The sequence below is a fragment of the Streptomyces inhibens genome (genome assembly GCF_003389455.1).
Taxonomy (GTDB): Bacteria; Actinomycetota; Actinomycetes; order Streptomycetales; family Streptomycetaceae; genus Streptomyces; species Streptomyces inhibens.
In genome coordinates this window covers 1-7,816 of the sequence record NZ_QUAC01000009.1, presented here as the reverse complement: position 1 = coordinate 7,816, position 7,816 = coordinate 1, and the positions used below count along the sequence as shown (strand labels likewise).

Below are 7,816 nucleotides of genomic sequence, written 5' to 3'. Positions count from 1 at the left end.
GCTGCCGGCGGGGCCGAGGGGGCGGCGGTCGCCGGGGGCGCGCCGGGGCCGGGGAACGGTCGGGGCGGTCCCTGGCGCAGCCGGGCGCAGGCGGGCATCGCGGGTCTCGGCGGTGTCCTGCGGAGTGGGCGCGGCGGGCCGTGCGGGGCGCCCGGAGAGGGCGCGCGCGGTGTTCGTCGTCGTGCCGTCCGTCGTGCCGTCCGTCGTGCTGCTCATCGTGCTGTTCGTCATGCTGCGCGTCGTGGTGCTTGTCCCGGTGCTCGTCGTGGTGTCGTCGGTGTCGGTCATGGCAGTGCTCGCCCCCGTTGTGCCGGGCCCGGTGGATTACTGGGCGGTAGCTTTTAGTGGGGATCTTCGTATCGACGGAGCCGGGGCGGCAGCAAGGCGCGGGCGGGTGGCGGGGAGGGGTGCGCAGAGTTCACCCGTCCGTGGCGCGGGCCTGGTGTGAAGCCTTGGGAGCGGGGTGGGGGACGGGGTCGGGGTGCGCGGCGCGGGGGTTGTGGGGGCGGCACGATGGGGGACTCACGCCCGTATGCTGGCGGGGCAATCTTCGGAGTCGAGCGAATCGAGCGGAAGCGGCTGCCATGCGCGTCTATGTCCCCCTGACCCTCTCCGGTCTCGCAGAGGCGCACAAGAACGGCGAGCTGGGCGGCCCCGGCCCCCTGGGTGCGTACGCCGTCACGCCGGCGCTGCGCGAGTGGTACGTCTCGGACGACATCGAGGAGCTGGAGTACGCGGCGCTGAACCGCGCGGCCCAGGCATCGCTGCGGCTGCTCGCCGGGAACCCGCAGGTCGCGCGGCGGCGGGTGGTGGTGGCCGTGGACGTGCCGGAGGGCGCGGCGGTCGCGGATCCGGACCGCGGGCTGGACCAGTCGGCGCTGGGCGAGGTGCGCCTCGCCGGACCGGTGCCGCTGTCCAAGGCGGCGGCGGTGCATGTGGATGCCGCGGACGCGGAGGCGGATGTCGCGGCGGCCGCGGCGGCGCTCGGCGCGGCGGACCAGGGCGATGACGATGCGCAGTTCACCGTGGACGGCGCGGAGGACCACGATCTGATGTGGTTCGGGGTGCAGGAGATCCCCGAACTGATCAAGTGAGGGGCAAACCCGCCGGTCCGGCTGCGTTGTCAGTGGCGGCGGGTACTTTTTCTTCATGGGGAAGCACACGGGCAACGACCTGGGGAACCGCATGGGGAACGGTATGGGCAAGCACGCCACACACATCGTCTGGGACTGGAACGGCACGCTGTTCCATGACGTCGACGCCGTCATCGGGGCGACCAACTCCGCCTTCGCGGAGATCGGGCTGGAGCCGATCACGCTCGATACGTATCGGGAGCTGTACTGCGTGCCCGTGCCGCGGTTCTACGAGCGGCTGATGGGGCGGCTGCCGACGGACGCGGAGTGGCTGGTGATGGACGAGGCGTTCCACCGCCACTACACCGAGCACCGGGTGGGCTGTGGGCTCGCCGAGGGTGTGGATCTGCTGCTGGAGGGGTGGCAGGCGGCCGGGCGCAGCCAGTCGATTCTCAGCATGTTCGGGCATGACGAGCTGATACCGCTTGTGCGGGGCTTCGGGATCGAGTCGCGGTTCGTGCTGGTGGAAGGCAGGACCGGGCCGTCCGGGGGCACGAAGAGCGCGCAGATGGTGCGGCATCTGGCGGCGTTGGAGCGGGTGGACCCGGGGCGTACGGTGGTGATCGGTGACGCGGTGGACGATGCGGTGGCCGCGCGGGATGCGGGTGCGCATGCCGTGCTGTACACGGGCGGCTCGCACAGCCGCGGGAGTCTGGAGGCCGCCGGGGTGCCGGTGGTGGACAGCCTCGCCGAGGCGGTCGAGCTGGCGGGCGCCCTCGCTTCCTAGCGGGCGCCGTCGTGTCCCAGGGGCCTGCCCGCCTCCGGGTGGCCCGCTCGCCGTACGCCCCCACGCCCGGCTCTTCGCCGGGCGGGCCGGGGCTGCGTCCGCCGCGCGGCCACGCATATTCCACCCCGGCACCGCCTTGTCCAGAGGGTCCAAGTTCGGGCTGAGGTTTTGTACGTACACGGCCCATGACGGCACCCGTGTCGGGAGCGATAGCCTTGCACCGTGATCAGCGCGATAACCCGCGGGGGCATCGAGGCCCCTGCCGTGCGCCCGGGGCACCACCGTGACCGGGCGGTCGCTGGTCTTTGCGGCCAACACTCCATGTCGACATTGTCAAAGATTGTCGATAACGGCACGGCCTTCTCTCATCGCGGCATAGCGTCGACAGCGACAGGACACTCCGCGTCGCGGCGGCGTTGTGCGGCTTCCCCAACGTTCTTCCACAACGTCACGCAACGGCGCGCGACAGGAGCCAGAGGACATGCAGACCAAGCTGGACGAAGCCAAGAACGAGCTGCTCGCAAGGGCCGCCCGGGTCGTTGAAAGCAGCCCGACCGGGGGCAAGCACCCGGTACGTGGTCTCGACCCGGACACCCTTGCGGGATACCTCCAGCGCTACTACCTGCACACCGCCCCCGAGGACCTCGTCGACCGTGACCCGGTCGACGTCTTCGGCGCCGCGCTCTCGCACTACCGCCTCGCGGAGACGCGCCCGCAGGGCACCGCGAACGTCCGGGTGCACACCCCGACCGTCGAGGAGAACGGCTGGACCTCCAGCCACTCCGTCGTCGAGGTCGTCACGGACGACATGCCCTTCCTGGTCGACTCGGTCACCAATGAGCTGTCGCGACAGGGCCGCGGTATCCACCTGGTGATCCACCCGCAGGTGATCGTCCGCCGTGATGTCACCGGCAAGCTCATCGAGGTCTTCGACTCCAGCTGCGACGCGCACGGCAGGACCGGCAAGGGCAAGGCCGCGAAGCTGCCGCACGACGCGGTGACCGAGTCCTGGATCCATGTCGAGACCGACCGCGAGACCGACCGCGAGGACCTCAAGCAGATCACCAAGGATCTGCTCCGGGTGCTGTCCGATGTCCGCGAGGCCGTCGAGGACTGGGACAAGATGCGCGGCGCCGCACTGCGCATCGCCGACCAGCTGCCCTCCGAGCCGCTCGCCGACGACCTGCGCGAGATGGAGGTCGAGGAGGCCCAGGAGCTGCTGCGGTGGCTGGCCGACGACCACTTCACCTTCCTCGGCTACCGCGAGTACGAGCTCGCCTCCGCGCCCGGTGAGGGCGGCACCCAGGAGGACGTGCTGACCGCCGTGCCCGGCACAGGCCTGGGCATTCTGCGCGCCGACCCGCCGCACCGCGAGAGCGACGCCGGCCACCCCGTCTCGCCGTCCTTCAACCGGCTGCCCGCCGACGCCCGCGCCAAGGCCCGTGAGCACAAGCTGCTCATCCTGACCAAGGCCAACAGCCGCGCCACCGTCCACCGCCCCTCCTACCTCGACTACGTCGGGGTGAAGAAGTTCGACGAGCAGGGCAACGTCATCGGTGAGCGGCGCTTCCTGGGCCTGTTCTCCTCGGCCGCGTACACCGAGTCCGTGCGCCGGGTCCCGGTCATCCGCCGCAAGGTCGTCGAGGTCCTCGAAGGCGCGGGCTTCAGCCCTGACAGCCACGACGGCCGCGACCTGCTCCAGATCCTGGAGACCTACCCGCGCGACGAGCTCTTCCAGACCCCGGTCGACGAGCTGCGGTCCATCGCCACCAGCGTGCTCTACCTCCAAGAGCGCCGCCGGCTGCGGCTCTTCCTGCGCCAGGACGAGTACGGCCGCTACTACTCCGCGCTGGTCTACCTCCCGCGCGACCGCTACACCACCGGCGTCCGGCTGCGTCTGATCGAGATCCTCAAGGAGGAGCTGGGCGGCACCAGCGTCGACTTCACGGCCTGGAACACCGAGTCGGTCCTGTCCCGGCTGCACTTCGTCATCCGCGTCGAGCCCGGTGCGACCCTCCCGGACCTCACCGACGCCGATGCGGACCGCATCGAGAGCCGGCTGGTGGAGGCCGCCCGCTCCTGGGCCGACGGCTTCGCCGAGGCGCTGATCGCCGAGGTCGGCGAGGAGCGCGCCGCCGAGCTGCTGCGCCGCTACAGCCATGCCTTCCCCGAGGGCTACAAGGCCGACAACAGCCCGCGCAGCGCGGTCGCCGACCTCCAGCACCTGGAGAAGCTCACCGGCGAGCCGGGCCACGACTTCTCGGTCAGCCTCTACGAACCGGTCGGCGCGGGCCCCGGCGAACGCCGCTTCAAGATCTACCGCAGGGGCGAGCCGGTCTCGCTGTCCCGGGTGCTGCCCGGCCTGAACCGCCTGGGCGTCGAGGTCATCGACGAGCGCCCGCACGAGCTGCGCTGCGCCGACTCCACCATCGCCTGGGTCTACGACTTCGGTCTGCGGATGCCGGAGCACGTCAAGGGTGACGACGCCCGCGAGCGCTTCCAGGAGGCGTTCACGGCGGTGTGGACCGGCGCTGCCGAGAGCGACAACTTCAACACCCTGGTCCTGCGGGCCGGCCTCAACTGGCGCCAGGCGATGGTCCTTCGGGCATACGCCAAGTACCTGCGGCAGGCCGGGGCGACCTTCAGCCAGACGTACATGGAGGACACCCTCTCCAACAACGTCCACACCACCCGGCTGCTGGTCTCGCTCTTCGAGGCGCGGATGTCCCCGGAACGCCAGAGGGCGGGCACGGAGCTGACGGACGGGCTGCTGGAGGAGCTGGACGGCGCGCTCGACCAGGTCGCCTCCCTGGACGAGGACCGGATCCTGCGGTCCTTCCTCACCGTCATCAAGGCGACGCTGCGCACCAACCACTACCAGAAGAACAGCCAGGGCCGGCCGCACGCCTACCTGTCGATGAAGCTGGACCCGCAGGCCATCCCCGACCTGCCGGCGCCCCGCCCGGCGTACGAGATCTGGGTGTACTCCCCGAAGGTCGAGGGCGTCCACCTGCGCTTCGGCAAGGTCGCGCGCGGTGGTCTGCGCTGGTCGGACCGCCGGGAGGACTTCCGTACGGAGATCCTCGGCCTGGTCAAGGCGCAGATGGTCAAGAACACCGTCATCGTGCCGGTCGGCGCCAAGGGCGGCTTCGTCGGCAAGCAGCTCCCGGACCCCTCGCTGGACCGGGACGCCTGGCTCGCCGAGGGCATCGCCTGCTACAAGACCTTCATCTCCGGTCTGCTGGACATCACCGACAACCTCGTCGGCGGCGAGGTCGTACACCCGCGGAACGTCGTCCGCCACGACGAGGACGACACCTACCTGGTCGTCGCCGCCGACAAGGGCACCGCGACGTTCTCGGACATCGCCAACGAGGTCGCCGAGTCGTACGGCTTCTGGCTCGGTGACGCCTTCGCCTCCGGCGGCAGCGCCGGCTACGACCACAAGGGCATGGGCATCACCGCCCGCGGCGCCTGGGAGTCGGTCAAGCGGCACTTCCGCGAGCTGGGCCACGACACCCAGACCCAGGACTTCACCGTGGTCGGCGTCGGCGACATGTCCGGTGACGTCTTCGGCAACGGCATGCTGCTCAGCGAGCACATCCGGCTGGTCGCCGCCTTCGACCACCGCCACATCTTCATCGACCCCAACCCGGACGCGGCGACGTCGTACGCCGAGCGCCGCCGGCTCTTCGAGCTGCCCCGCTCGTCCTGGGCGGACTACAACACCGAGCTGCTCTCCCAGGGCGGCGGCATCCACCCGCGCTCGGCCAAGTCCATCCCGATCAACGCGCAGGTGCGGGCCGCCCTCGGCATCGAGGCCGGCGTGAAGAAGATGACCCCGGCCGATCTGATGCGGGCCATCCTCAAGGCGCCGGTCGATCTGCTGTGGAACGGCGGCATCGGCACGTATGTGAAGTCCTCGGCGGAGTCCAACGCCGATGTGGGCGACAAGGCCAACGACGCGATCCGCGTCAACGGCGAGGACCTGCGGGTCAAGGTCGTCGGCGAGGGCGGCAACCTGGGGCTGACCCAGCTGGGCCGGATCGAGTTCGCCATGGCCGGCGGGAAGATCAACACCGATGCGATCGACAACAGCGCCGGTGTGGACACCTCCGACCACGAGGTCAACATCAAGATCCTGCTCAACGCCGTGGTCGCCGAAGGGGACATGACGGTCAAGCAGCGCAACAAGCTGCTGGCCGAGATGACCGACGAGGTCGGCGCGCTGGTGCTGCGCAACAACTACGCGCAGAACACCGCGCTGGCGCTGGCACAGGCCCAGTCCTCCAGCATGCTCCACGCCCAGCAGCGCTTCATGCGCCGCCTGGTGCGCGACGGCCATCTCGACCGGGCGCTGGAGTTCCTGCCCACCGACCGGCAGATCCGTGAGCGGCTGAACGCCGGCCGCGGGCTGACCCAGCCCGAGACCGCGGTGCTCCTGGCGTACACCAAAATCACGGTCGCCGATGCGCTGATCCAGACCGGGCTGCCGGACGACCGCTACCTCCAGCGGCTGCTGCACGCCTACTTCCCCTCGGCGCTCTACGACCGCTTCGCCGAGCAGGTCGACGGGCATGCACTGCGCCGGGAGATCGTCACGACGGTGCTGGTCAACGACACCGTCAACACCGGCGGTACGAGCTTCCTGCACCGTATGCGGGAAGAGACCGGCGCCTCCCTCGAAGAGGTCGTCCGGGCGCACACCGCGGCCCGCGCCATCTTCCGGCTCAACCAGGTCTGGGACGATGTCGAGGCGCTCGACAATGTCGTCGCGGCCGATGTCCAGACCCGGATCCGGCTGCACTCACGCCGGCTGGTCGAGCGCGGCACCCGCTGGCTGCTCAACAACCGCCCGCAGCCGCTGGAGCTGTCGACGACCATCGACTTCTTCTCGGATCGGGTCGAGCAGGTCTGGGCGGAGCTGCCGAAGCTGCTGCAGGGCAGCGACCTGGAGTGGTACGAGACGATTCTGGAGGAGCTGACCGGCGCGGGTGTGCCCGAGCCGCTGGCCGTCCAGGTGTCCGGCTTCTCCTCGGTCTTCCCGGCGCTGGACATCGTCGCCGTCGCGGACCGCCTGGGCAAGGAGCCGCTGGAGGTCGCCGAGGTCTACTACGACCTGGGCGAGCGACTGCGGATCAACCAACTCCTTGACCGCATCCTGGAGTTGCCGCGTAACGACCGCTGGCAGTCGATGGCCCGCGCCTCGATCCGCGAGGACCTCTTCGCGGCCCATGCGGCGCTGACCGCCGATGTGCTGTCGGTGGGCAACGGCACCTCGACGCCCGAGCAGCGGTTCAAGGCCTGGGAGCAGGCGAACGCGGCGATCCTCAGCCGGGCCCGGGCGACGCTGGAGGAGATCCAGGGGTCGGAGGGCTTCGATCTGGCGAACCTGTCCGTCGCCATGCGGACGATGCGTACGTTGCTGCGTACGCACAGCTGAGGCGGGGGGCGCCTCGGCGCCCTTGTCCTCAACTGCCGGACAGGCTGACAAAAGCGCCGGACGGGCTGAAGTTTTCAGCCCGTCCGGCGCTTTTGCGTGGGGGAGGGGATCAGGAGCGGGAGAAGTCCTCGTACGCCTTGATCACTTCGTCCGTGGGGCCGTCCATCAGCACTNTCGGCGCCCTTGTCCTCAACTGCCGGACAGGCTGACAAAAGCGCCGGACGGGCTGAAGTTTTCAGCCCGTCCGGCGCTTTTGCGTGGGGGAGGGGATCAGGAGCGGGAGAAGTCCTCGTACGCCTTGATCACTTCGTCCGTGGGGCCGTCCATCAGCACTTCGCCGCGCTCCAGCCACAGGACCCGGTCACAGGTGTCCCGGATCGACTTGTTGTTGTGGCTGACCAGGAAGACCGTGCCGGCTTCCTTGCGCAGTTCGCGGATGCGGGCCTCGGAGCGCTTCTGGAAGCTGCGGTCACCGGTGGCCAGCGCCTCGTCGATCATCAGCACGTCGTGGTC

The 7,816-nt window shown here is 69.8% G+C and carries 3 protein-coding genes and 2 pseudogenes; 3 read left to right on the top strand and 2 right to left on the bottom strand.

The annotated features are described in order from the left end of the window. Window positions 1–288: pseudogene (locus DY245_RS45080) on the bottom strand (hypothetical protein); the annotation flags it as partial. Between the two features lie 296 nt (window positions 289–584). On the opposite strand from DY245_RS45080, the gene DY245_RS01120 reads away from it, so the two are divergent. The 3 genes from DY245_RS01120 (at window position 585) to DY245_RS01110 (ending at window position 7,303) form a co-directional block, all read left to right on the top strand. Beyond that, window positions 585–1,094 carry a DUF6912 family protein gene (locus DY245_RS01120; RefSeq protein WP_128502463.1) on the top strand — a complete coding sequence of 170 codons (510 nt, stop codon included), beginning with the start codon at window positions 585–587 and terminating at the stop codon, window positions 1,092–1,094. Between the two features lie 103 nt (window positions 1,095–1,197). After that, on the top strand, window positions 1,198–1,860 hold the full coding sequence (locus tag DY245_RS01115; RefSeq protein WP_128502464.1) for an HAD family hydrolase: 663 nt from the start codon (window positions 1,198–1,200) through the stop codon (window positions 1,858–1,860). A 481-nt stretch (window positions 1,861–2,341) separates the two neighbouring features. Then, window positions 2,342–7,303, top strand: a complete 4,962-nt coding sequence (locus tag DY245_RS01110) for an NAD-glutamate dehydrogenase (protein WP_128502462.1) — start codon at window positions 2,342–2,344, stop codon at window positions 7,301–7,303. A 270-nt stretch (window positions 7,304–7,573) separates the two neighbouring features. Here the strand turns inward: DY245_RS01110 and DY245_RS01105 are convergent. Then, window positions 7,574–7,816 (bottom strand): annotated as a pseudogene (locus tag DY245_RS01105) (ABC transporter ATP-binding protein); the annotation flags it as partial.

Bases quoted from the DNA above. Each gene is read 5' to 3' on its own strand.
- DY245_RS01120 (WP_128502463.1), top strand. From the start codon at position 585: ATGCGCGTCTATGTCCCCCTGACCCTCTCCGGTCTCGCAGAGGCGCAC.
- DY245_RS01115 (WP_128502464.1), top strand. From the start codon at position 1,198: ATGGGCAAGCACGCCACACACATCGTCTGGGACTGGAACGGCACGCTG.
- DY245_RS01110 (WP_128502462.1), top strand. From the start codon at position 2,342: ATGCAGACCAAGCTGGACGAAGCCAAGAACGAGCTGCTCGCAAGGGCC.